Origin of the sequence: Gemmatirosa kalamazoonensis (genome assembly GCF_000522985.1) — a bacterium.
Classification (GTDB): domain Bacteria; phylum Gemmatimonadota; class Gemmatimonadetes; order Gemmatimonadales; family Gemmatimonadaceae; genus Gemmatirosa; species Gemmatirosa kalamazoonensis.
Genome location: NZ_CP007128.1, coordinates 1168707 through 1192537, shown reverse-complemented (window position 1 = coordinate 1192537; position 23831 = coordinate 1168707). Strand labels below are relative to the sequence as shown.

General features: G+C 73.0%; 16 protein-coding genes and 1 pseudogene. 6 read left to right on the top strand and 11 right to left on the bottom strand.

The window, feature by feature from the left end:
- Positions 1–62 precede the first annotated feature (62 nt).
- Positions 63–2885 (top strand): annotated as a pseudogene (locus J421_RS05245) (DUF5916 domain-containing protein).
- A gap of 93 nt (positions 2886–2978) precedes the next feature.
- Positions 2979–3365, top strand: a complete 387-nt coding sequence (locus J421_RS05235) for a DUF6496 domain-containing protein (RefSeq protein WP_025410115.1) — start codon at positions 2979–2981, stop codon at positions 3363–3365.
- 225 nt (positions 3366–3590) lie between these two features.
- Here J421_RS05235 and J421_RS05230 read toward each other — a convergent pair whose 3' ends face one another.
- The 6 genes from J421_RS05230 to J421_RS05205 all read right to left on the bottom strand — a co-directional run bounded on the left by J421_RS05230 (position 3591) and on the right by J421_RS05205 (position 10387).
- On the bottom strand, positions 3591–3803 hold the full coding sequence (locus J421_RS05230; protein ID WP_025410114.1) for a hypothetical protein: 213 nt from the start codon (positions 3801–3803) through the stop codon (positions 3591–3593).
- Positions 3804–3911: 108 nt separating this feature from the next.
- Positions 3912–5576, bottom strand: coding sequence for a PAS domain-containing protein (locus J421_RS05225; protein ID WP_025410113.1), 1665 nt, complete (start codon positions 5574–5576; stop codon positions 3912–3914).
- Positions 5573–7096: an ATPase domain-containing protein gene (locus tag J421_RS05220; RefSeq protein WP_025410112.1), complete on the bottom strand. Its 1524-nt coding sequence runs from the start codon at positions 7094–7096 to the stop codon at positions 5573–5575. The genes J421_RS05225 and J421_RS05220 overlap by 4 nt, the downstream gene beginning before the upstream one ends.
- Before the next feature lie 81 nt (positions 7097–7177).
- Entirely contained in the window at positions 7178–8215 is a 1038-nt protein-coding gene (locus tag J421_RS05215; protein WP_025410111.1) for an NAD-dependent epimerase/dehydratase family protein, read from the bottom strand.
- Positions 8216–8309: 94 nt separating this feature from the next.
- Entirely contained in the window at positions 8310–8771 is a 462-nt protein-coding gene (locus J421_RS05210; protein ID WP_025410110.1) for a GNAT family N-acetyltransferase, read from the bottom strand.
- Positions 8768–10387: a M20/M25/M40 family metallo-hydrolase gene (locus J421_RS05205; RefSeq protein ID WP_025410109.1), complete on the bottom strand. Its 1620-nt coding sequence runs from the start codon at positions 10385–10387 to the stop codon at positions 8768–8770. Before J421_RS05205 ends, J421_RS05210 begins: the two co-directional genes overlap by 4 nt.
- 323 nt (positions 10388–10710) lie before the next feature.
- Here J421_RS05205 and J421_RS05200 point away from each other — a divergent pair, with 323 nt between their 5' ends.
- Positions 10711–10959, top strand: coding sequence for a hypothetical protein (locus tag J421_RS05200; protein ID WP_025410108.1), 249 nt, complete (start codon positions 10711–10713; stop codon positions 10957–10959).
- Between the two features lie 88 nt (positions 10960–11047).
- Here the strand turns inward: J421_RS05200 and J421_RS05195 are convergent, their stop codons facing one another.
- The 5 genes from J421_RS05195 to J421_RS05175 form a co-directional block, all read right to left on the bottom strand.
- Positions 11048–12232 (bottom strand): amidohydrolase family protein, encoded by a 1185-nt coding sequence (locus J421_RS05195; protein ID WP_025410107.1) that lies wholly within the window; start codon positions 12230–12232, stop codon positions 11048–11050.
- Positions 12233–12358: 126 nt separating this feature from the next.
- Positions 12359–13636: a hypothetical protein gene (locus J421_RS05190; protein WP_025410106.1), complete on the bottom strand. Its 1278-nt coding sequence runs from the start codon at positions 13634–13636 to the stop codon at positions 12359–12361.
- Complete coding sequence (locus tag J421_RS05185; RefSeq protein WP_025410105.1) at positions 13636–16632, bottom strand: TonB-dependent receptor domain-containing protein; 2997 nt, start codon at positions 16630–16632, stop codon at positions 13636–13638. The genes J421_RS05190 and J421_RS05185 overlap by 1 nt, the downstream gene beginning before the upstream one ends.
- 71 nt (positions 16633–16703) lie before the next feature.
- Positions 16704–19703: a protein kinase domain-containing protein gene (locus J421_RS05180; protein WP_104022276.1), complete on the bottom strand. Its 3000-nt coding sequence runs from the start codon at positions 19701–19703 to the stop codon at positions 16704–16706.
- The gene (locus tag J421_RS05175; protein ID WP_025410103.1) at positions 19690–20286 is read right to left on the bottom strand and encodes an ECF-type sigma factor; all 597 of its coding nucleotides are present in this window, start codon (positions 20284–20286) and stop codon (positions 19690–19692) included. The genes J421_RS05180 and J421_RS05175 overlap by 14 nt, the downstream gene beginning before the upstream one ends.
- A 180-nt stretch (positions 20287–20466) precedes the next feature.
- Between J421_RS05175 and J421_RS05170 the strand changes: the two genes are divergently transcribed.
- From J421_RS05170 to J421_RS05160, 3 genes are all read left to right on the top strand, one after another.
- Positions 20467–21642, top strand: a complete 1176-nt coding sequence (locus J421_RS05170; protein WP_025410102.1) for a vanadium-dependent haloperoxidase — start codon at positions 20467–20469, stop codon at positions 21640–21642.
- Positions 21643–21728: 86 nt separating this feature from the next.
- A complete protein-coding gene (locus tag J421_RS05165) occupies positions 21729–22481 on the top strand; it encodes a DUF5602 domain-containing protein (RefSeq protein ID WP_025410101.1) in 753 nt (250 codons plus the stop codon).
- An 8-nt stretch (positions 22482–22489) separates the two neighbouring features.
- Positions 22490–23797, top strand: coding sequence for a hypothetical protein (locus J421_RS05160; protein ID WP_025410100.1), 1308 nt, complete (start codon positions 22490–22492; stop codon positions 23795–23797).
- Positions 23798–23831 lie beyond the last annotated feature (34 nt).

Below are 23831 nucleotides of genomic sequence, written 5' to 3'. Positions count from 1 at the left end.
GCGACGGCCAACGATTCGCAGGGCCGCGCTGTCGCAGTTCCGTCGACCACCCGGGTCTCGCCATGACGCACTCCCCCCGCTTCCGCCGCGGGCGCGCCCTCGCGCGCGTCCGCCCGCTCGTCGTCGCGCTCGCGGCGACCCCGTCGTTCCTCATCGCGCAGGCCGCGGCGCGGGGCCAGACCCGGGAGCCCGGGTCGGGCGGGACCCCGGGCGGGACGATGCCCTCGGCGAGCGATCCCCGGCCGGTGGCCGACGCCGCGGCGCGCACGGGGTCGGTCTCGATCGACGGGCGGCTCGACGACGCGGCGTGGGCGGCGGCGCGGCCGATCACCGGCTTCCTCCAGCAGCAGCCCGACGAGGGCAAGGCGCCGAGCGAGCGCACCGAGCTGCGATTCCTCTACGACGCATCGGCGCTCTACATCGGCGCGCGGATGTACGACGCGCGCGGCGCCGCGGGCGTGCGGTCGCTGCTCGCGCGGCGCGACCAGCTCATGGACGGCAACGCGCCGAGCGACAAGATCGCCGTCGTGCTCGACCCGTTCCGCGACAAGAACACGCGCGTCTGGTTCGAGCTGAATCCGTTAGGCGTGAAGGGCGACCACCTGAACGGCGACGAGTCGTTCGACCCCGTGTGGGAAGGGGCGGCGCACGTCGACTCGTTAGGCTGGACGGCGGAGTTCCGCATCCCGCTGTCGCAGCTCCGCTTCTCGCGCGACAGTGTGCAGGCGTGGGGGCTGCAGGTGTGGCGCACGATCTCGCGCCGCAACGAGCAGGACATGTGGGCGTTCTGGCGGCTGAACGAGGCCGGCGGTCCGCCCTACTTCGGCACGCTGCAGGGACTCGCCGTCGCGTCGCAGCCGCGGCAGATGGAGTTCCTGCCGTACGTCGTCACCGGCCAGCGGTTCGCACCCGTCGCCATCGGTGACCCGTTCCACCACCGCAGCACGAACACCACGCGCATCGGCGCCGACGCGAAGGTGAACCTGACGTCGAACCTCACGCTCGACGCGACGATCAACCCCGACTTCGGGCAGGTGGAGGTCGACCCCGCGGTCGTGAACCTGTCGGCGTTCGAGACGTTCTTCCGCGAGAAGCGGCCGTTCTTCGTCGCGAACGCGAGCGCGTTCAGCTTCGGCACGTTCAAGTGCTTCTTCTGCAGCAACGTGTCGAGCCTCGACGTGTTCTACTCGCGCCGCATCGGCCGCTCGCCGCAGCTCTCGGGCGTCGTCGGCAACGTCGCCGACTGGATGGACGCGCCCGACGCGACGACGATCCTCGGCGCGGCGAAGATCACCGGCCGCACGAAGACCGGGTGGACGGTGGGCGTGCTCGACGCGCTCACCGACCGGGAGACGGCGCGCTACGTGCCGGCGGCCGCGCCGGGCAACACGCTGCCGGTGGCGCTGACGACGCGCGACGCCGCCGTCGAGCCGCTCACGAACTACTTCATGGGGCGGCTGCGGAAGGACCTGCGCGGCGGCAACACGCGCATCGGCGGCATCGCGACGCTCACGAGCCGCGCGCTCGGCGCCGACACGGTGATGCGCTCGCGGCTGCGGAGCGACGCCGAGGCGGTCGGCGTCGACCTCGCGCACTACTGGCGCCAGCGCACGTACGCGCTCGACGTCGTCGGCGTCGTGTCGAACGTCGCGGGCGACACCGCGGCGATGCGCCGCACGCAGCAGTCGAGCGCGCACTACTTCCAGCGCCCCGGGCGCACGGCGACGGGCGACGGGCTGTTCGACGCGGCGTACGACCCGCGGCGCACGAGCCTGCAGGGCTACGGCCTCTACGCGCACCTCGCGAAGGAGAGCGGCGACTGGATGTGGGAGCTCGGCCAGAACTGGCGCAGCCCGGGGTTCGAGGTGAACGACATCGCGTTCCAGAGCCGCGCCGACTACGGGTGGATGAACGCGAACCTCGTGCGGCAGTGGACGAAGCCGACGGCGTGGTACCGCAACGCGTTCGCCGTGATCGGCGGTCAGCAGCAGTACAACTACGACGGCGACCGCACCGACCTGCAGGGGCAGATCTTCGGGCAGGTGACGCTGTCGAACTACTACAACGTCTCCGGGTTCGTCATTCATCACCCGCACGTGCTCGACGACCGGCTGATGCGCGGCGGCCCCACGGTGGTGCGCTCGGGGTACGACTTCTACACGCTGAACGCGAGCAGCGACTCGCGGAAGCCGGTCGCGGTGGACGCGAGCGGGAACGTCGGCCGCTCGACCGACAACGAGGGGCGCAGCTGGAGCGTGTCGTCGGGCGTGAGCGTGCGCCCGAGCCCGCGCATGCTGCTGCGGCTCTCGCCGAGCTACTCGTTCGACCGCACGGTGCAGCAGTACGTGACGGCGGTGAGCGACCCGACGGCGACGGCTTTCGCGGGGGCGCGCTACGTGTTCGGGCGCATCGAGCAGCGCACGGTGGCGCTCGAGACGCGACTCAACACGACGTTCACGCCGACGCTCACGCTGGAGCTCTACGCCCAGCCGTTCCTGTCGAGCGGCCGGTACGACAAGTTCCAGGAGTTCGTGCGTCCGCGGTCGATCGACATGGCGGCGTAGGGCAAGGGGCTCGGCACGATCGACGCGCAGCGCACGAGCGACGGGCAGGTGTCGAGCTACCGCGTGGATCCCGACGGCGCGGGTCCGGCGCAGCCGTTCGCGTTCGGGAACCCCGACTTCAATTTCCGGTCGCTGCGCGGCACCGCGGTGCTGCGGTGGGAGTATCGTCCCGGCGCGACGCTGTTCGCCGTGTGGACGCAGTCGCGCGAGGGATCCGCGGCGTTCGGCGACTTCGACTTCGGGCGCGAGCGCTCGGCGCTGTTCCGCGAGCGGCCGACGAACGTGTTCCAGGTGAAGGTGAATTACTGGATCGGGCGCTGACGCCCGAGAATTAATGTCGAGTTGGTATCAGACTTGCCGCCGCTTGGGAATTCGGCGCGACATGCGTCAATTCTCCCTTCACGAGGAGGCGACATGGCGGCGAAGAAGAGCGGGGGTCGCAAGTACGGCAAGTCGGCCGGCAAGTCGGTGAAGAGCGCGATGCACCGGCGCAAGAAAGGCACGCTGAAGCGCGGCAAGTCGGGGCACGGCGGCAAGGTCACGAGCCGCAAGCAGGCGATCGCGATCGGCCTCTCCGAGGCGCGCGAGAAGGGCGCGAAGGTGCCGCGCAAGCGGAGCACGAAGCGCGCGTCGAGCAAGAAGTCGACGTCGAAGCGCTCCACGTCGAAGCGCTCGACGGCGAAGAAGTCGTCGAGCAAGCGCTCCTCGTCGCGGAAGTCGACGGCGCGGAAGTCGACGGCGCGGAAGTCGACCGCACGCAAGTCGAGCGGCCGCAAGTCGACGCGCAAGCGCTCCAGCTGAGCCCGGCCACCGAACGGCATTCGGGGCGCGGCCGCGCGGCGCGGCACTCATCGTGCGGCACGCGCCGCCTTGCCTTCGTGCGCGCGGCGCGTGCAGCCATTGACGGAGAACCCGCACCCGGTGGTTCGACGAAGGCGGTGCCCTCTCCCCTCACCATCACGCCCCGGGACCCTCGCGGATCCCGGGGCGTGCCACATCGCGCTGTGCCGAGCCGGGTCTAACGGCTCACCCCGCCCAGAGCTCGAGCTGGTCCGGGTCGAGCCACCGGCGCCCGGCGTGCGGGCGCAGCAGCGCGGCCAGCGTCTCGTCGTGTCGGTCCGAGAACGGATCGACGAGGTCGTCCTCGGCCGGCTCGTGCGCCTGCACGAGCGTGTAGAACGCGCTACGGCGGCGCAGAATCGTCTGCTTCACCGTCTTGCGAAGGCGACGTGGGCGCATGCGGAGACTCCGGCGTCTCGGTCGTCGAGCAGGGCGGGCAGCGAGGACGATCGCCGGAGCGAGCGTCGAAATCAAGGGCTGCACGCGCGATGCCACGACACGAAATCGTTAGGCGTGCTCCAGCGGCCCCGCTGATGGCGGCGCCGACGGCGCCAACGGCAGCGTCAGCGTGAACACCGCCCCCTCGCCCAGCGTGCTGCGCGCGGTGAGCTCGCCGCCCATCCGCCGCGCGAGATCGCGGCTGATCGCCAGCCCGAGTCCGGTGCCCTCGTGCGCCGACGCGAAGTGCCGCTCGACCTGCACGAACGGCTCGAAGATCGCCGCCAGCTTGTCCGCCGGGATGCCGCTCCCCGTGTCCCTCACCGCCACGTGCGCGGCGTCGCCGTCGGCCGTGCACTCGATCGTGATCGCCCCGCCCGGCTCGGTGAACTTGATCGCGTTCGAGATGAGGTTCAGCAGGATCTGCTGCGTCTTCTCCGGATCCGCGCGCAGCACCAGCTCGCACCCCGCCACGCCGTCCACGAAGCGCAGCGACTTCGCGCGCAGCTGCGGCGCGACGAGCGGCTCGACGCCGCGCAGCACGTCGCGCACGGGCACGTCGCGCACCTCGAGCGCCACGTGCCCGGCCTCGATCTTCGCGAAGTTGAGGATGTCGTTGATGAGCGACAGCAGGTGCCGCTGGCTGCGGTCGATGCGCTCGAGATCCTGCCGCTGCGCCTCGGTCACCGGCCCGCGCACGCCGAGCGTGAGGAGCTGCGCGTAACCGGCGATCGCGTTCAGCGGCGTGCGCAGCTCGTGGCTCATCATCGCGAGGAACTCGCTCTTCGCGCGGTTCGCCGCCTCGGCCTGCTCGCGCGCGTCGCGCTCGCGCTCCACGAGCTCGCGGTACGCGGTGACGTCGGCGGCCGCGGTGAGGCGCAGCCGACGCCCGTCGGGGAGCGGCGCGAGCGCCACGGTGTGCACGTCCCACGTGCGCTCCACGCCGTCCGCGGTGCGCACCAGCCACTCGCCCGCGGCGCGCGCCGTCCCCGGTGCGTCGTCGCCGAACGCGGGCGCGTCGCCGACGTGGGCGCGCAGCCGCCACTCCTGCGTCGTGCGCAGCTCCTCCGCGGCGTAGCCGGTCGTCGCGGTCCACGCGCGACTGAGCTGCAGGATCTCGCCGTCCTCCGCGTGCAGCATGAGCGGGTACGGCGCCGACGACACGGCGTCGCGCAGCCGCGACTCGCTCTCGCGGAGCGTCTGCTCGGCGCGCCGCCGCTGCTCGAGATGGTCGCGCAGGTCGAGCTGCCGGCGGCGGGCGTGGAGCGCGGCGCGCAGCGTCGTGACGAGCGTCGCCACGCGTACCGGACGCTCGAGCAGCGTGACGTTGCCGCGCGCGACGAGGGGCGCGAGGCCGCGCGGGACGGCGCGCGCGAGCGCCTCCTCGCCGGTGAGCACGACGATCGGTACGTCGGACCACGACGGCTGCGCGTCGAGCGCCGCGAGCAGCTCCGCGCGCGGCGCGGCGTACAGCGCCTCCTCGGCGACGAGCAGCACGCCGAGCGGCTCGTCGAGCGCGGCGAGCGCGGCCCGCACCGCCGGCACGTCGGCGCAGACGAGCGGCTCCAACCCCACGCGCTCGAGCACGGACGCGGCCATGCGCGCGTCGCGCCCCGTCGGCGCGAGGATCGCCACCCGCCCCACGCGCTCGACGCGCTCCACGCGCTCCACGCGCTCCACGCGCTCCACGGATGCGGCGCCGGCCACCCCTGCGGCGCTCACCGCCGTCGTCACGGCTGTGGACGCGTCCGGCTTCCGTCGGCGTCGCGCAGCAGCGGCTCCATCGTGCCCGTGTAGTGCGGCACGCCGGTGAGCACGCCCTGGAACTCGCGCAGCGGCTCGCCCACGCGCAGCCCGTTACGCTCCACGCGACACTCTCGAATGGTCCGTTCGTGATCGCCGGTGCGCTTCTTCACCACCGAGACCGCCTGCTTCACCGCGCCGTGCACCTCGAAGTAGCGGAGGAGAATCACGGCGTCGGCGAGGTAGCTCACCTCGGCCGCCTCGTCGACCGGGCTGCCGAAGATGCCGTGCTGCACGAGCGTGAGCAGCGTGGTGACACCGGCGTTCGCGAGATAACTCAGCAGCTCGTGCACCTGGATCGGCAGCAGGCGCTCCTCGGGCATCGACTGCAGGTAGCCGTTGATCGAGTCGATGACGATCATGCGCACGCCGTCCTCCTCGACCGCCCGCACGACCTGGTTCGCGAACTCGCCGGGGGACAGCTCGGTCGGCTCGACCTGCTGGAGGCACAGCCGCCCGTCGTCGATCGGCTCGCGGAGGTTCATGCCGAGCCCCTCGCTGCGGAGGCGGAAGGTGCTGAGCCGCTCGTCGAACATGAAGAAGCGCACGTGCTCCCCGCGCTCCACGGCGGCGCACGCGTACTGCGTCACGAGCACCGACTTGCCGGTGCCCGCCGGCCCGGTGACGAGCAGGCTCGTGCCGCTCTGGATGCCGCCGCCGAGTAGCGTGTCGAGCTCCGGAGAGCCGCTGCCTAACAGGTCGCCGTTCAACCGGTCGCTCGGCGGCACCTGATGGATGCGCGGGTACACCGCGATGCCGCCGGTCCGGATGCGGAAGTCGTGATAGCCGCCGCGGAAGCGGAGCCCGCGCAGCTTCGTGACCTGCAGCCGTCGCCGCTCGGCGCCGTACTCCAGCGCGATGTGCTCGAGCACGATGACGCCGTGCGCGAGGCTGTGGAGCTGCAGGTCGCCCTCGGGCGCCGTCTTGTCGTCGAGCAGCAGCACGGTGCACCGCCGCCCGGCGAAGAACTGCTTCAGCGTGAGGATCTGACGGCGGAAGCGCAGCGGGTCGCGCGCGAGGAGCCGCATCTCCGACAGCGAGTCGAACACGACGAGCGACGGGTCGTGTCGCTCCACGGCGGCGAGCACCGCGTCGATGGTCTGCTGGAGCTCGACCTCGGCGGGGTGGAAGATGGTGTAGCTCTCCTCCATCCCGACGCCCGTCTCGCTCGCGAGCTCGAACACGTCGACGTGCTCCAGCGACCATCCGTGCGACGACGCGACCCCGAGGAGCTCGGCGCGGCTCTCCGAGAGCGTGACGTAGAGCCCACGCGCGCCGCGCGCGGCGCCGGCGAGGAGGAACTGGAGCGCGAGCGTCGTCTTGCCGGTGCCCGGCTCGCCGTCGAGCAGATAGAGGTGATCGACCGGAAGCCCACCGCCGAGGATCTCGTCGAGGCCCGCGACGCCCGTGCTGGCGCGCGTGTACGCGGTCGTGTCCGGACTGTTCGACATGGCGACGACGAAGCTGGTGGCGCGTGCGGCGTGCAGGAAGCTAGCACGGCGACGGCCCGGGCAGGAGCGGTCGCACGCTCGTCAGATCCACCCCTGCGAGCGGTACCAGCGCATCGTTCGCTTCGCGCCGTCGGCGAGCGACACGCGTGCGACCACGCCGAGCTCCTCGCGCGCGCGCGTGCCGTCGCACAGCCACCATCGCGGCTTGCCGAGCGTCACCTTCTGCGAGCTGACGAGCGTGGGCCGCCGCAACAGCCGCGACGCGACGTCGCCCGCGCGTCCGGCGACGCCGAGCACCCACGTCGGCACGTCGAGCTCGAAGCGCAGCGAGAAGTGCGCGGCCGACGCGGCGGCCTTGTACACGTCGCGCCACGACACCGCTTCCGACTCGACGAAGTAGACGTGTCCCGCCGCCGCCGGCATCGTGCCCGCGCGCAGCACCGCGTCGACGAGGTCGTCCACGTACACGATCGACAGCCGCGCCTCGCGCGAGCCGGGGTACACGCCGACCCCGTGCGCCGCCTGACGGAACAGCGCGAGGAAGTCGGTGTCGCCGGGCCCGTACACCGCGCTCGGCCTAACGATCGTCCACGGCACCGCGCGCTGCTCGCGCACGACGCGTTCCGCCTCGAGCTTGCTCTTGCCGTACGGCTCGAACGGCTGCGGCGGATCGTCCTCGGTGACGGGTCGCTCGGGGGTGAGCGCGGGGCCCGCCGCGGCCTGCGAGGAGACGAACAGGAAGCGGCGCGGCGGCGGCAGCCCGCGTGCCGCGCGCGCCGCGAGCGCGTCGAGCAGCGCGCGTGTGGGCGCGACGTTCGCGGCGCGGAACGCGTCGTCGCCGCGCGCCTTCGTCACCGCCGCGAGGTGGAACACGACGTCCGCGCCGTCGAACGCCGGCGACGTCTCGAGCGTCTCCGGCCGCGCGTAGTCCACGACGTGGGTCTCGCGCCTGCCTAACGGCGCCGGCTGTCCGGGCGGCGGCGGCGGCTCGGGGCCCGGCGCCGCGGCGAGCCGCGTGCCGGCGCGCGCGAGCCGCCGCACGGTCCATCCGCGCCACACGAGCGCATCGACGAGCCGCGAGCCGATGAAGCCCGACGAGCCGGTGACGACGGCGATCACGAGACCCCCGAGGGCACGAGAGCAGGAGCGCAGGAGGGCAGGAGAGGGGCGGCTCCTGCCCTCCTGCGCTCCTGCCCTCCTGCCCTGGTAGTCGTCACGGCCTCACCGCGAAGCAGAACTTCCGCCCGATGGCGAGCTCGGAGCGCGACACGAGGCGGTAGCGCGCCTGCTTCTCGGGGTAGCACACGATGCTCGTCTCCTCCCAGCCGAGCCCGAGGAACAGCCCGTCGGCGAGCGACACGGCGAACAGCTCGCCGTAGCCGCGCTGCCGCGCCACGCGTTCCGCCTCGGTGACGAGCCGTCGCCCGAGCCCGCGCCCCTGCGCTTCCGGCGCGACGGCGAGCGAGATGAGCTCACCGAGCGACGGCGAGTAGTCGTCGACCGCCACGCAGGCGACGATGCCGCTCTCGTCGCGCGCCACCCGATAGCCGTCGATCCGCTCCGCCACGAACGTGGGCGTGCGCGACAGCGTGAGGCCGTCGGGCGCGAAGAGGTTGTTCAGCGCGGCGATCGCCGGCGCGTCGTCCCATCGCGCGGGCTCGATCGGAATCGTCATCGGGAAGCGTTAGGCGCGTGCGGCGGCGGAAGCGGGAGGCGCGGCAGCTTCCCCGGCAGGTTCGCGGTCTGATACAGGACCGCGGCGGTCACGAGCGCGGCCTGCTGCAGGTCCGCGGGGAGCAGGTTCGCGGCGACGTCGGCGTTCGTGTGGTGCGTCAGCGCCTCGTAGTGCAGCGGGTCCTGCACGAACGTGAACGCGGGGACGCCGACCGCCGCGAACGGCATGTGGTCGGTGCTCCCCGCGTTCGCGAGCGTCACCGTCGTCGCGCCGAGGTCGGCGAGCGGCGCGAGCATGCGCTCGAGGAACGGGCGCGCGGCGGCGTTCCCCTGCAGCCGCACGCCGCGCACCCGTCCCGTGCCGTGGTCGAAGTTGAAGTACGCGGAGATGGATCCGTGCTCGGGGCGGAGCTGCATCGTCTCCGGGTCGCCGAAGTGGCGCCGCACGTAGCCGAGCGATCCGAAGTAGTCCTCGTGCTCCTCGCCGTCCCACAGCGCGACGCGGATCGTGCGTCGCGGCCGCGCGCCGGCGACGTGCAGCAGCCGCAGCGCCTCCATCGCGACCGCGGCACCGGCGGCGTTGTCGGTCGCGCCGGTGCCCGCGGTCCACGAGTCGAAGTGGGCGCCGACCATCACCACCTCGCCGCTCGTCGCCGGGTCGCTCCCCGGCAGCTCGGCGATGACGTCGTAGCCGGTGGAATCGGCGCGCGTGCGCGGCGCGACCGACGCCGTCGCGAGGTCGAGCGCGACCACCGGTGCCGGCTGGCCCGCGGCGGCGGCGAGGCGCAGCAGGTTGACGACGCGCGTGTAGTCGCCGCGCGCGACGCGGAACGACGGCGGCGCGCCGGAGACGTCGCTGTCGTATGCCTGGAACGAGCCGACGAGCACCGCATACGGGCTCGCGCTCGGCTCCAGCACGGCGGCGACGCCGGCGCGGCCTAACGCGATGGAGACGGCGTTCCGCCGCCGGACTCCCTCGGCGTACCCGCCCGCGTCCTCCCAGTAGTCGCGTGGCGAGCCGGGGTCGGAGAGCCGCGCGAGGGAGTCGAGCTCGCGCGCGTCCCACCGGTGGGCGAGCGGCCGGAGCGCGCTCGTGTCCGGGCCGGGCGGCGCGCCTAACAGCACAATCCTGCCGCGCAGCCGGTCGCCGTAGCGCGCCACGTCGGTGTCCGCGCGCACGTCGGTGACGAGCACCGGGGTGCCGCGCACGATGCCCGCGGTGGGCGGGCTCCACGCCTTGGGGTACGCGACGAGTCGCGCGTAGTACGGCGCGACCAGCTCCACCGAGTGATGCGTCGGCGCCCACGAGCGTCCCGCGCGCGTGCCCCACGCCTCGAGATGCGCGGCGAGGCCGTAGCTCGCGAGCTCCCTGCGCGCCCACTCGGCCGCCGCGCGGTAGTTCGGGGATCCGGCGAGCCGCGGGCCGAACACGTCGGAGAGGATCGTCGCCGTGCGCAGCACCTGCGACCCGGCCGCGCCGGCGTCGCGCAGCCGCGCGATCACCGCTGCGTCGTCCCCGCCCGGCGCCGCGGGCTGCGCAGCCGCGGGCTGCGCACGCGCCGCGCCCGCCGCGAGCAGCGCGGCCGACAGCGGTGCGACGAAGCGGCGGGAGGGCATCCGGAAGGCGGGCGGCGTGGGGGGGGACGAGAATCGTCGGCGGGACGGGCTCGGACAGATTTACTGCGTGGGAGCGTGGGGCGGCACCGGCCACACGGGCGGAGTGTCGCACCGCGTCCACGGCCCGTCCACGTGTGGCGCGCACGCCACGCCGCTGCGGCGCGGTCGCGGCACCGGAGCGTCTCGGTGCGGGGCGTGCGTCGCGCCGCGCCCTCTACGCGCCGTCTACGCGCTGCGGCTGGCGCGGCGCGCGGCATCGGGCGCGCTTCGTGCCACACCGCGGAGCACGCCGTCCCTCATGCTCCTCACCATCCGCCGCGCGCGTGCGACCGATCCAAGGCGGCACGACCCCGTACTCCCGTCCGCTCCCGTCGAGCCGACGCGACCCCGCGCCGGTCGGGTCGACGGCGCTGCGTCTGGTCCGCCGCGTCGACGAGCCCGCGTCGGCGGCCGACGTGGAGCTCTCGCTGCGCGTCTTCGCCGACGGCGGCAGCATCACCGTGAAGCGCCGCTCCGTGACCGCGCCGGACGGCAGCCGGCGCACGGTGGGGATCGAGGCGCTGATCCGATAGGGCAGGAGGGCAGGAGGGCGCGCGCGAAACGCGCGAGGGCAGGAGGGCCAAAAGGTCTCCTGCCCTCCTGCCCTCCTGCCCTCCTGCCCTATTCGTTCACGTAGATCTTCCCCGCGCGCATGACGAACCGCACGCGACGCAGCGCCTCGATGTCGTGCGACGGGTCGCCGTCGGTGGCGACGAGGTCGGCGGCGTAGCCCGCGGCGACGCGCCCCAGCAGCGTGCCGAGGCCGAGCGACTCGGCGGCGCGCGAGGTGGCGCTGGCAATCGCGTCCATCGGCGACTGACCGGCGCGACGCACGCGGCAGATCAGCTCCTCGGCGTTGCGGCCGTGCGCGCCGGCCACCGCGTCGGTGCCGAAGACGAGCTTGAGACCGGGCGTCGCGAGCGCGTTGCGGATCCCCTGCTCGGCGAGCGGGATCGCCTGCTCCATGGCCGCGAAGCCGGCCGCGTTGTAGTTGCCGATCCCCTCGAACTTCGCGCGGTTGTCGAGGTAGTTGTGGAAGACGAGCCCACACTGCGGGTCGAACCACACGCCGCGGTCGGCCATCATCTTCAGCGCCTCGGCGTCGACGAACACGCCGTGCTCGATCTGCGTGCAGCCGGCGCGCACCGCGCGCTTGATCGACTCGGCGGAGTGGGCGTGGACGAGCGTGCGGAGGCCCACCGCCTTCGCCTCGCCGCACGCGGCGGCGAGCTGCTCGTCGGTCATCGTCGCCTCGCCGCCGTCGCGGATGCTCTTGCTCGCGAAGACCTTGATGAGGTCCGCGCCCTGGTCCTTGAAGCGCCGCACCGCGGCGCGCAGCGAGTCGGGCGATCCGCCGCGCGTACGCTCGTTCAGCGAGCCTAACGACGTGAGGACGCGCGGCCCCGGGATGCGGCCGGCCGCGATGGCGTCGCGGAGCGGCTTGTTGTCCGGCTCCCCGACGCTCTGCACCGTGGTGAAGCCCGCGCGCAGCGTCGCCCACGCGTTGCCGGCGTGGGCGAGCGCCTGCTTCCCCGGCGGATCGCCGTCGTCGTCGGTGTGCAGGCGGTCCTTGTCGTTCAGATACCAGCCGAGGTGCACGTGCGTGTCGATCAGGCCGGGGAGCAGCGTGCGTCGGCTCAGATCGATGCCGTTAGGCGGCAGCGCGCCGGACGCGGGTCGGATGCTCGCGATCTTTCCGTCGCGCACGGTGACGTCGACGTTCGTCTGGGATCCGCCGCCGCCGTCGAGGAGGCGGCCGGCGCGGACGACGATCTCGGGGTTCTGCGCTCCGGCGGCGCTGGACATGAGCGCTACGGCGAGAGGAAGGAGAAGGCTGCGAAGCATGACGTGGTGTCTCATGACTCCTCGTTCTGCGAAGCTCCCGTGGTGAGCCGTGATGTACACGGAGCGCCGCGCCGGCGCGAGAGCCCATCAGTAGCTCGGATTGCCCGCTTTCTCCGTCCGCGGCACGACGAAGCAGTGCATGGCCCCGTAGCGATCGGGGGACGTCGGGAACTTGCCGGTGGGGAACAGATCCGTGCCCGCCCTCGCGTACCGCCGCAAGTCGCCGAGCCGCTGGCCCGTCAGGTAGAAGTCGAGCGCGCGCTGCACGCGGAACTCCGCGAGCAGCGCCGATCCATCGGAGTTCACCGGCAGCTTGCCGGCGACGGCGCGCCGGGCGTTGACGAATGCCAGCATCGCGGGGCCCGGGCCGTCCGCCTCCACGGCGATGTAGCGCGCCTCGAGGCCACTCGCGAATCGGATGTGCGTCGCGACGTCGATCGGTGCCGGCGCCGTCGCGCTCCAGCCGCTGTACATCGCGGGCTTGAGCGGCGGCAGGATCGGGTTCGACCGCAGGGACGGGCGCGGCGCCGTCGGCTGCGGGACGCGCACGTCGCCGAGGTTCTGGAACGCCGGCGACATGCCGATGTAGGGCTGCCCCGCCCGCACCCCCATCTGCACCGCGTTGTTCTCGCGCGCGGAGTTCGCGGAGTAGTAGGCCCAGCGCTCGTACGCGGCGTCGGTGACGAGCACGGCGTACGCGCGGGCCCTGGCGAGGTCGCCCCGCTTGAGCGACGCGCGCGCGGCGCCGACGCGAGCCAGGGAGATCAGATCGTGCGCGTCCGCGGCGTTAGGCGCCGTCGCGGCGGCCGTCGCGACCGCGATCCCCTCGTCGAAGCGCGCGACGGCCCGCGCGAGCAGCTCGTCGGACGGCAGTGGAGCGCTCAGGCGGACCGGGGCCTCGCAGAATCCCTCGCCCAGCAGCGTGAACGCGTAGCCGCCGTAGACGAGCGCGCGCGCGACGTCGAGGCTCGATGCGGCGCGCGGGCCGAGGAACGTGCGCAGCCGGTCGACGGCATCGTCGGCGGACTGGCGGGCCCGCTGCAGGCTCGCGTAGACGAGCGAGTCGGCGGCGTTGCCGTCGTCGAAGCTGTGCAGCGAGAGATCGCGGTAGCTCTGGTTGGGGTGGTCCGTGAACAGCTCGTCGGCGAGCACCCCCGACCAGAGCGCGTAGCTCCCGTACGCGAACTGGAACTCGCCGACCACGCCGTTGACGATGAACGGTACGAGCGCGGGGTCGGAGAGCTGCGGCTCGTGGACCGAACCCGGGTCGCTCACCTTGAGCACGTCGTCGCACGCGGTCAGACCTAACACCGTTAGGCCCAGCGCGATCGCGCCGCGCGCCGTCCGGGCGGATCGGGCGGCCATCAGAACGCGACCGCGACGGTCGCGGAGTACCGGCGCGTCTGCGGCACGACCCACGCGTCGTCGCGGTTGAACCGGGCCGCGCCGCTGTAGTTCACCTCGGGGTCGGCGCCGCCGTACCGGGTCCAGATCTTCAGGTTGTGGCCCGCGAGCGTGAGCGTCGCGCGCCGCGCCGCGCCGTGCACGCCGCCGAGCGGCACGTCGTAGCCGATCGACACGTCACGCAGCTTGACGAAGTCGGCCCGCTGGATGTGGAGGAACGTCTGGAACTGGAACTGGCGGGCGAGGACCTCGTCGGGGTCCGCCGCGGGGTTCACCGTCTCCCACGACACGCCGTCGCGGTCGCGCCGGCTGTCCTTCACGTTGAACTGATAGTGGCCGCCCTTGTAGTCGGCGAGCGCGCGCACGCGCAGCCTGCCTAACAACAGCGCCCCGCCGGTGAGCGACAGATCGCGCGTGGGCGCGGACGGTCCCATGTACACGCTCGCCGTGTCGAGCACCGGCCGGCCGCCGACCTTGAGCAGCGTGCCGTCCGCGTTGTACCGCACCCGCTGCGCCCACATCGCGCCGAGCGGGAAGCCCTCCTGGTAGCGCTGCGACGGCGCGTTGAAGCCGAAGACGACCGGCGCGCGGCCGTCGCCGAACGAGACCAGCCGGTTGCGGTTGGTCGCCAGCGAGAGCGCCGCGTCGACGGTCAGCGACTTCCGCCGCACGGGAACGGCGCGCACGAGCACCTCGACCCCGCGGTTCGAGATCTCGCCGAGGTTGGTGAGCAACTGGTCCGCGAATCCGGTGGACGGCGGAACGGGCACGCCGATGAGCGCGTCACGCGTGGTCTTGTCGTAGTAGCTCACGTCCACGTCCACGCGGTCGCCGAGGAGCGCACTCTCGAAGCCGACCTCGATCTCGGATCCCCGCTCCGGGCGGAGGTTCGGGTTACCGGTCGACGCGTAGTGCAGCGCGGACTGCGTGCCGTTCGCGAAGGTGACCACCGACGCGGTGTAGGAGCGCTCCGCGTCGAACGGACGTGGGGCGTTGCCGGCCTGGCCCCACGCCGCCCGCAGCCGCAGCGCGTCGACGCCGGGCACCGTGACGTGCCGCGCGTCGGAGACCACGTACGAGACGGACGCCTTCGGGTAGACCACCGCCTTCAGCCGGGAGCCGAACGCGGAGTTGTTGTCCACGCGCGCGGCGAGGGTGACGAAGAGTCGGTCGGCGAGCGAGAGCTGCTGCTGCGCGTACACGCCCAGCGACTTCTGCTCGGACGACGACGCGGTGCCGTGCGTGACCGCGGCCGCGGCGACCGACCGCAGCGCGCCGCTGCCGACGTCGGTGCCGATCGCGTCGGTCCGCCGGAACACGTCCGCCAGGTACTGCATGCCTAACGACGTGTGCGAGACGAGCGCGCGGGACCACCGTCGCGTCGCGGTCGCGTCGTAGCTCAGCGTGACGTCCTGGCTCTCGGGGCGGCCCTCGGCGATGAGCCCCTTCGTGTTGTCGAGGCCGAGGCTCCCGCGGGCCACGAAAGGGCGCCGGCCGAGCGGGTCGGGCGCGAAGTAGAGCTCCGCGCGCCCCACGTTGGCGTCGAGCCCCACCCGGATCACGTTCGCGAGCCAGGACGTCGGCGCGTAGTCCATCGTCGACGCGACCGTGAGCCGGTCGGCCCACGTCTGGTTGTCGTAGACGTCGGCCACCTCCGGCGTGATCGACGAGTAGTCGCGTCCGCCGGGGAACGTGTACGCCCGGCCCGGCGCCGCGAGGTAGCTGCTGAAGATCAGGCCTAACGGCCCGGCGTCGTCGTTGAGCGGCAGCCGGATGTGAGCCTTGGCGAGCGCGACGTCGGTCGTGAAGGTCATCGCGCGCGACGGCGCGAGCGTGACGTTGCTGCGGAGGGAGCGGCGCTCGGCGGCGTTGTTGTGGAACACGCCGTCCTCGCTCGACGTGCCGGCCGAGACGTAGAACGTGTACCGGTCCGCGCCGCCGCTCGCGGAGAGCAACACCTTGGAGAGCCCCCCGGTGCGCAGCGCGCGGCCGTCGCTGAGGGGGCGGAACGAGATGACGTCGCCGAGCGCCTTGCCCTCGAAGCCGGGCCAGGTCACCGTGTCGGCGAGGCGCTCGGCGGTCGCGATCGCGAAGTTCACCGGTCGCAGGCGCGTGTCCCAGTCGGACCGCCCGACGTCGACGCGCGCCTCCCACGCGACGCGGCCGGGGCGCCCGCGCTGCGTGAAGATCTGGATCACCCCGGCCGCCGCTTCGGCGCCGTAGAGCGTGGACGCCGCCGGTCCCTTGATCACCTCGACGGACGCGATGTCCGCGGGGTTGATGGCGTCGAGCGCCGTCGTGGCCTGCCCGAAGACGTCGTAGTTGCCCTGGTCGCGCGTGCTCACGCGCACACCGTCGACGTAGATCGTCGGGTTGTTGGAGGCGCTCAGGGAGCCGGCACCGCGCAGACGGAACGCGGCCGCGGTGCCCACCGTGCCGGAAGGCGGGAACACCGTGAGCCCGGGGGCCTTCGCCTGGAGCACCTCGGTGAGGTTGGCGACCGCGGACGCGCCCACGATCGCGCGCGCGTCGACCACGGCGACCGAGTGGCCCACCGCGCGCCGGCGCGTGTCGCCGAGCGAGCCGGTGACGACGACCGCGTCGAGCTCGACACCGCTCGCGGCCATCGACAGCGCGACCGTGTCGATACCGTTAGGCACCAGCGAGAACGCGGCCGACGCCGGCGTGTGGCCGAGGGCGCGTGCGCGCAGCTCGCCGGCACCGGCGGGGACGTTCGTCAGGCGGAAGCGTCCGTCGGCGTCCACCGACGTGACACGCTGCGTGCCGGTGAGGGTCACCTGGGCCGCGGCCACCGGCGCCCCTGTGGCCGCGTCGGTCACGCGCCCGACTACGGTGCCGGTCTGCGCGGCCGCCGCACGCGCGGCGAGCGCGAGCGCGGCGAGTGCCGCGCGCGCCGGAAGTGCCGGATGCCTAACGCGTGCCGATTGCGTCCACACGGTCGCCTCCTGGAGATCGGCCGTACCGTGCTGCCGCGGCGGGCGTCTGCGTCGACGTGCCTAACGCGGGCCTAACGTTCGCGGGCGAGCTGCTCCCGGAGTCGGCTCAGCCAGTTGACGACGAGCACCGCCTCCGAGCTTCCGCCGGTGATCATGAGGAAGCCCGAGCCGTCGGGCGCGACGTCGTAGTTGCGGTGCGGCATCGCGCCGTCGAAGGAATCCTTGAAGAGCCGGCGGCGCGACGTGACCGCGAGCGCCGGCGTCGTGATGTCCACCGCCATGAACGCGCCCTTGTTGCGGTAGTAGACCCGGTGCCCGTCGGGCGACCAGGCGGGCTCGCTGCCGCCGCCGTCGGAGATCCGCACGGCAGCTCCGGGGCCCGGGACCGGCCGCACGTACACTTCCTTCTCCCCCGTCGCGTCCGACACGTCGGCCAGCCAGTGTCCGTCGGGCGACAGCGCGGGCATGTACTCGATGAACCGATCCTCCCGCAGGCCGCGAGGCGGACCGGCGCCGTTCATGGACGCGAACCAGACGCTCACACCGTCGGGCGACGAGTGGTTCTTATGGTACACGACGGTCTTGCCGTCGGGTGCCACGCTCGGCCCGAACGCACCCTGCGTCCCCACGATCGGCGTTGCCGCGGCGCTGCCGTCGACCCGCTGCGACATGAGCCCACGCAATGGCACCATGAAGACGATGCGCCGTCCGTCCGGGGTCCAGGTCGGATGGAGCGCGCGCCCCGTGGTCGTGAGCTGTGCCGGGGTCTGCGTCGCGACGTCGTAGACCCACACGTCGTTGCCGCCGTCGCCGGTGACCGCCTGCACCGCGACGCGCTTGCCGTCGGGCGAGAAGCGCGGATACATGAACGAGCCGCGGGTGCCCGGGAGCAGCGCGTGCACGGCGCCGGCGGAGTCCACGAGCACGAGCGAGTTGGTCCGCGGCTTTCGCACGTAGAGCAGGGTGCCGTCATCGGCGAGCGCGCCCGTCTCCACGCTCCCCGCACTTTCCTCCAGCACGCGGACCGGCTGTCCGACGATCCGCTGATGCCTCACATCGAGCCGCACCGCCATGATGGCCAGGCCGTCGGCGCTCGAGTAGAGCAGCCACCCGTCGACGAACGCGATCGCGTGGCGGGCGGTCACCCCGAGCCACACGTGCGGCGAGACCGACGTCGCGCGCTCGGACGGGCCACGCGCGGACGGGCCGCGCGCGAGCGACGCGATGGCGAGCGGACCGACGATGCGCCCCCGGCCCCCGTGCAGGCCGATGGTGAAGACCACCGCATGCCCGACCGGAAGGACGAGCGGCGACTCGTGCCTCGACTCGCCGCGCGCGGAGTCCGGCCGCGTGAGCAGCGTGCCGACGGCGGCTCCGTTAGGCGCCTGCCGCGCCAGCCCGCGCGACGTCTGGTCTTCCGTGACGATGGCGCTGTCGCCGTCCCACCCGCCGTTGCCGTAGCGCCACGCGCGGCTCGCGCGCCTCGCGCGCCTCCCGTCGCCGGCGGCGGTCGTGATGGACACCATCCGGCGCGCGCGGGAGATCAGCATGAACGAGAGGCGCCGGCCGTCGGGGGCGACGAACGGGGCGCTCGCGCCGGCGGTGCCCGGGAGCGCGCGGGGCGCCGACTGGTCGAGCGGCTGCAGCATGAGCGGCCGGTCCGTCTCGACGGTGCCGGTGTACACCAGCGCGCGGCCGTTCGGCGTGATGGTGACGTCGCCGAAGATCGTCTGGTCGACGAGACCGGGGTACGAGCTGCGCATGACCTCCGCGGGCGCGGCGGGTGGGCGCAGCGCGGTCCACGCGGCCGTCGTGAGCGCGGCCGCGGCGACGGCGCCTAACGCGACGCGCGCGGTGCGCCACCGCGCCGCCGCTGGCGCGTGCGTGAGCGACTCGCGGCCGAGCGCGTCGGCGAACTCGTGCGCCGTCGCGTGACGGTCGGCGGGGAGCTTCGACAGCGCGCGGGCGAGCGCCGCATCGACGTGCGGCGGGACGCTCGGGCGCACCGTGCGCACATGGGGCGCGGGCTCCGCGAGCACTCTCGCGATCACCACCTGCGCGGTGCGGCCGGTGAACGGCGGGTCGCCCACCAGCAGCTCGTAGAGCACGCACGCCAGCGAGTAGACGTCGCTCCGTCCGTCGAGCGCGGCGGCGCCCGCGGCCTGCTCGGGGCTCATGTACGGCGGGGTGCCTAACGAGCTGCCGGGCCGCGTGATGCGCTCGGCGCCGGCGGCCTGCGCGACCTCGACGGCGAGCGCGATGCCGAAGTCGGCGACGAGCGGCCGCCCCTCGTGCAGCAGGATGTTCTCGGGTTTGACGTCGCGGTGGACGACGCCGCGGCGGTGCGCGTAGTCGAGCGCGAGCGCCACCTCGGTCACGATGCGCACCGCGTCGTCCACCGGGAGCTGCTGCTCGCGCTGGATCCGCGCGCGCAGCGTCTCCCCCTCGACGACCGGCATCACGTAGAAGAGTAGGCGGACCCCGTGTGGGTCCACCGCCTCTCCCGAGTCGAACAGCGGCAGGATGTTCGGGTGCTGCAGCGCCGCCGTCGTCCGGATCTCGGCGAGGAACCGCTCGGCGCCCAACACGGCGGAGAGCTCGGGGTGGAGCACCTTGATGGCAACGCGTCGCTCGTGCTTGACGTCGTGCGCGAGGTAGACGGTGGCCATGCCCCCCTCGGCCAGCTCCCGCTCGACGCGGTAGCGCTCGCCGATGGCGGGGCGCAGGCGGGCGAGCAGGTCGTTCGACTCGGCGCGCGCGCGCCGGAGCGGGAGACCCGCGCCTAACGCGTACCGGTCGTCGGACAGGTCGGCGTCGGCGAGCAGCGGGGCGGCGAGCTCGCCGGCCGGCCGCGCCAGGAACGCCCAGCTCGCGCCCGTGCGCTCGCCCGACACCGTTAGGCGCGCGACGAGATCGCGCAACGCGTCGTCGCCTCCGCACGACGCATCGAGAAACGCGGGCCGCGCGTCGGACGGCAGCGCGAGCGCCTCCTCGACGAGCGCGCGCACGCGCGCCCACCGCTCGGGCGACAGCGGCGCGGCGTCTCCGCGCGGTGCGTTAGGCGGTTTCACGGCGCAACGCCTCGTGCAGCCACGCGCGCGCCATCTGCCAGTCGCGAGATACGGTCCGCTGCGACACGCCGAGCGCCTCCGACGTCTCCACTTCCGTTAGGCCGGCGAAGAAGCGGCACTCCACGACGCGGGCCAGCCGCTCGTCCATCCGGCGAAGCCCCTCGAGCGCCTCGTCGAGCGCGAGCAGCGAGTCGGCGCGGTCGTCGATCGAGATCGCCGCCGAGTCGCCGTGCTCGAGCAGGTCGAGCGGCACCACGGTGCGGTCCGGTCCGCCGCGGCGCGCGGCCCGATGCTGCCTGGCGTAGTCGATCAGCACGCGGCGCATCGCGCGCGCCGCGAGCGCGAAGAACTGGCCGGGGCTCGCCCACTCGACGTGCGTCTGCTCGGCGAGTCGCAGGTAGGCCTCGTGCACCACGGCCGTCGTCGACAGCGTGTGGCCGCGCGATTCGGCGCCGAGCTGTCGATGCGCGATGCGCTTGAGCTCGCGGTAGACCAGGGGCATGAGGCGGTCCATCGCCTCCGGGGCGCCGCGGCTCAGCGCGGCCAGCGCCTCCGTGATCTCCTGCTCGTGTTGCTCGGGCATGCGCGCGGGGCGACCAGAGTCGCGAGCCACCACGCCGACATCGACATGGCGTCTTTCGCGCGGATCCCCCGCGTCAGCTCGTGCGGCGTCGAGACGCCGTGCGGCCCAAGGTACGGGCGATGTGTGCGGTAGGCAACACACGCGTGGCCGCGCTGCCTCACCCACGCCACTGGCGCACCGATGCGGACCACCGTGAAAGACAGCGCGCGCATGCCGTTGCTTCTCCCCTTCCTGGCGCTCGCGCTGACCGCGTGCGGCGACCCGACGTCGACGCCGACGCCCGACCCCGAGCTGTCCGCCGCGGCGGGGCCGAGTCTCTCGTGGAACGCGACGGCGCGCGACCTCATCACGTCGCGCGCCGTCGCCTCGCCGACGACGCAGATCCGCATTCTCACGTATCTCTCCGTCGCGCAGTACAACGCGATCGTCGCCGCCGAAGACGCGAAGCAGGGCAGTGGCCCCGCCGCCTCCGCGGCCGCCGCGGCGGCCGGCGCATCGCTCGTCGTGCTGAAGAGCTTCTTCCCGCTGGACTCGGCGCTGCTCGACGAAAAGCTGCGGGCGCAGAAGGCCTCGACGCCGTGGCCCGAAGGCACCCGGGACCTTTCCGCCGGCGAGGCGATCGGGCGCGCGACCGGCGCCGCCGTCCTCGCGGAGGCGGCGACCGACAAGACGGACCTCACGACGCGGCCGGCGAATCCGGGTGGTCCGGGCACGTGGACGGGCGTGAACTCGCTGCGCGGCTTCATCGGCGCGCGGACGTTCGCGCTCACGTCGGGCGATGAGTTCCGTCCGGCCGCGCCGCCGGCGTTCGGCTCCGCGACGTTCAACGCCGCGCTCGCGGAGATCCGCGCGTTGTCCGACAGCCTCACACCCGCGCAGCTCACGATCGCGCAGGACTGGGCGCCGAGGACCGGCGCTTACATGAACGGCGTGGCCGCCGGCATGATCGTCGACGACCACCGCTCCGATCGCGACGCTGCGCGCATCCTCGCGCTCGCGAACATGGCCGCGTTCGACGTCGCGAACGCGTGCTTCGACGCGAAGCTCGCGTACTACTTCATCCGGCCGTCGCAGGCCGATTCGCTGATCAAGCTCCCGATCGGGCTGCCCAACCATCCGTCGTACCCGAGCGGCCACTCGTGCTTCACCGCGTCATACGCGACGGTGCTCGCGAGCGAGTTCCCGACACAGAGCGCGCGCCTAACGGCGATGGTGGAGGAGGCAGGGCTGTCGCGGATGTACGCCGGGCTGCACTACCGCTTCGACTGTGCGGCGGGCCAGGCCCTCGGACGGCAGGTCGCGGAGAACGTGCTGCGCGTGATGGGCACGAGCCGCTCGGCGATCCGGCTGCGTTGAGGCGCGCTCCCATGCGAAACCGGAATCCTTGCGCGCGCGCCGACTGTACTCCCATGAGGCGCGCACCGCGCGCCCGCGCTCACTGCTTGACGGCCGCCTTTCTCTGCACCGCCGGCGCCGTCGCCTTCGCCTGCTCCGACTCGACGCCCTCGACGGCGCCCTACAAGGCCGGCACGTTCTTCGGTCCGGTCACGCAGATGGCCGGCGGCAGCGGCCGCGCCTACATCACGCTCGACCACGCCGGCGCGCCCACTGAGCTCGGCGTGGCGCTGGCCGAGGGGGCGCTCGCCGGCCTGCCTAACGCGTCGACGGAGTACGTCTTCGTGCTCCCGGCGCAGGCGTCCGCCACGCCGTACACGCACGCCGTGATCAACTGGGAGCCGTCGGGCCACATGCCGCCGGCGTACGCCGTGCCGCACTTCGACTTCCACTTCTACACGATCGCGCCGGCGGAGCGGGAGGCCATCGTCCTCACGGATCCGCAGGTCGCCGCGAAGATCGCGCGGCTCCCCGCGGCCGAGTTCATCCCGGCCGGGTACATCCTCGGCATGGCCAGCGCGCGCATGGGCCAGCACTGGCGCGATCCGTCGGGGCCCGAGTTCAACGGGCAGCCGTTCACGTCGACGCTCATCTACGGCTCGTACGACGGCGCCGTCTCGTTCGTCGAGCCGATGATCGCGAAGTCGTACCTCGAGACGAAGCCGACGGCGGTCGTGAAGCCCATCAAGCTCCCCGCGCAGTACTCGGTACGCGGCTATCAGGCGACGACGTACACGGTCGGCTGGGACGCCGCGACAAAGGAGTACCGCGTCGCGCTCTTCGGGCTCGTGCAGCGTTAGGCGGCGCCATGCGAACCCTCATCCGCTTCGCGCTCGTCATGTTCGTGCTCGGGTGCACCGACGCCGCCTCCGTCACGCTCCCGGCGGCGGCGACCCCGCCCGTGGTGCGGGGCGGCGCGAGTGACACGACGCTCACGGTCACCGTCGCGCGCGGCGTCACCGGCAACGTCGCCGTCGACTTCGCGACCTGCGCGGCCGACGACCGGCCGATCTGGTTCGCCCATCAGGACGGCGACGGCGCGTGGACGCCGATCCTCGACTCGGCCGGCGTCTATCGATTCGACGTCACGGCCGACCGAGGCGGCTACGCGTTCGTGGCGGCCAAGTCGGGCGGCGCCATCGTGCAGCTCGCGACACGCGCCGAGCTCACGCGCGCGGCGCACGTGCGGTGCGCACCGACGCCGACCGGGCTGAAGTCGATCTCCGGCACGCTCGCGCCTTCCCCTGTGGGCACCTCCGACGTCGTCTACGTCGGCCTCGGCGGACCGAACCCGGGCCGAGAAGGGTGGGGCCCGATCGAGACGAATCCCTTCACGCTGACCGGCATCGCGGCGGGCGGTCGCGATCTCATCGCGTACCGCTCCGACCCGTCGGGCTTCGGCCCCACCGAGCGCGCGCTGATCCGGCGCGATCAGGATCTCCCGGACCGCGGATCGTTAGGCACGATCGACTTCACCGGTGCGGACGCGTTCGCGCCCGCGACGGCCGCGCTGACGATCACCGGTGTGCGCCCGTTCGATCAGGTCGGCCACGGCATGTCGTACCGCACGGGCGCGGCGTGCGCGCTCTACGACCTGTACGACCAGCTCCAGAGCAGCGCGGCCGTCACGATGCGCGGCATTCCCGCCGCGCGGCAGCGGGAGACCGACTTCCATCAGGTCGGCGTCTCCGGGGTCGAGGGGACGTTCGCCCGCTACGCGTACGAGTCGTTTCACACGCTCACCGATCGCGTCGTCGCGCTTCCCGCCGCGCTTCCAACGATCACCGCCACGGCGCCGGCGGGCGGACACAAGCGCATCCAGGTGGCGTTCACGCTTCCGCCGGAGTACCGCAACGGCGTGGTGGAGCTGTGGATGGGCGGCGGCCGCGGGTACACCATCGTGACCGCGTCGTCGGCCTGGCTCGGCGGGCCGAGCGTGACGCTGGCGGTCCCCGACCTCGCGCGGGTGACGGGATGGCGCAGCGCCTTCCTGCCGCCGCCGGACAGCACGGTGTGGTGGGGGCTGCACGCGACCGGCGCGAACGAGGCGGCGTCAGGCGGCCCCTGCGCGGAGCACGCCCGGTCGGTCAGCGCGCTCGTGAACGGACGCCGGTGACCCGATCGCTTCCTGCCTAACGCCACGACGTCGA

Coding starts and splice junctions, on each gene's coding strand:
- J421_RS05210 (WP_025410110.1), bottom strand. CDS start 8,771: ATGACGATTCCGATCGAGCCCGCGCGATGGGACGACGCGCCGGCGATC.
- J421_RS05175 (WP_025410103.1), bottom strand. CDS start 20,286: ATGCCCGAGCAACACGAGCAGGAGATCACGGAGGCGCTGGCCGCGCTG.
- J421_RS05235 (WP_025410115.1), top strand. CDS start 2,979: ATGGCGGCGAAGAAGAGCGGGGGTCGCAAGTACGGCAAGTCGGCCGGC.
- J421_RS05230 (WP_025410114.1), bottom strand. CDS start 3,803: ATGCGCCCACGTCGCCTTCGCAAGACGGTGAAGCAGACGATTCTGCGC.
- J421_RS05195 (WP_025410107.1), bottom strand. CDS start 12,232: ATGTCCAGCGCCGCCGGAGCGCAGAACCCCGAGATCGTCGTCCGCGCC.
- J421_RS05170 (WP_025410102.1), top strand. CDS start 20,467: ATGCGGACCACCGTGAAAGACAGCGCGCGCATGCCGTTGCTTCTCCCC.
- J421_RS05205 (WP_025410109.1), bottom strand. CDS start 10,387: ATGCCCTCCCGCCGCTTCGTCGCACCGCTGTCGGCCGCGCTGCTCGCG.
- J421_RS05190 (WP_025410106.1), bottom strand. CDS start 13,636: ATGGCCGCCCGATCCGCCCGGACGGCGCGCGGCGCGATCGCGCTGGGC.
- J421_RS05160 (WP_025410100.1), top strand. CDS start 22,490: ATGCGAACCCTCATCCGCTTCGCGCTCGTCATGTTCGTGCTCGGGTGC.
- J421_RS05220 (WP_025410112.1), bottom strand. CDS start 7,096: ATGTCGAACAGTCCGGACACGACCGCGTACACGCGCGCCAGCACGGGC.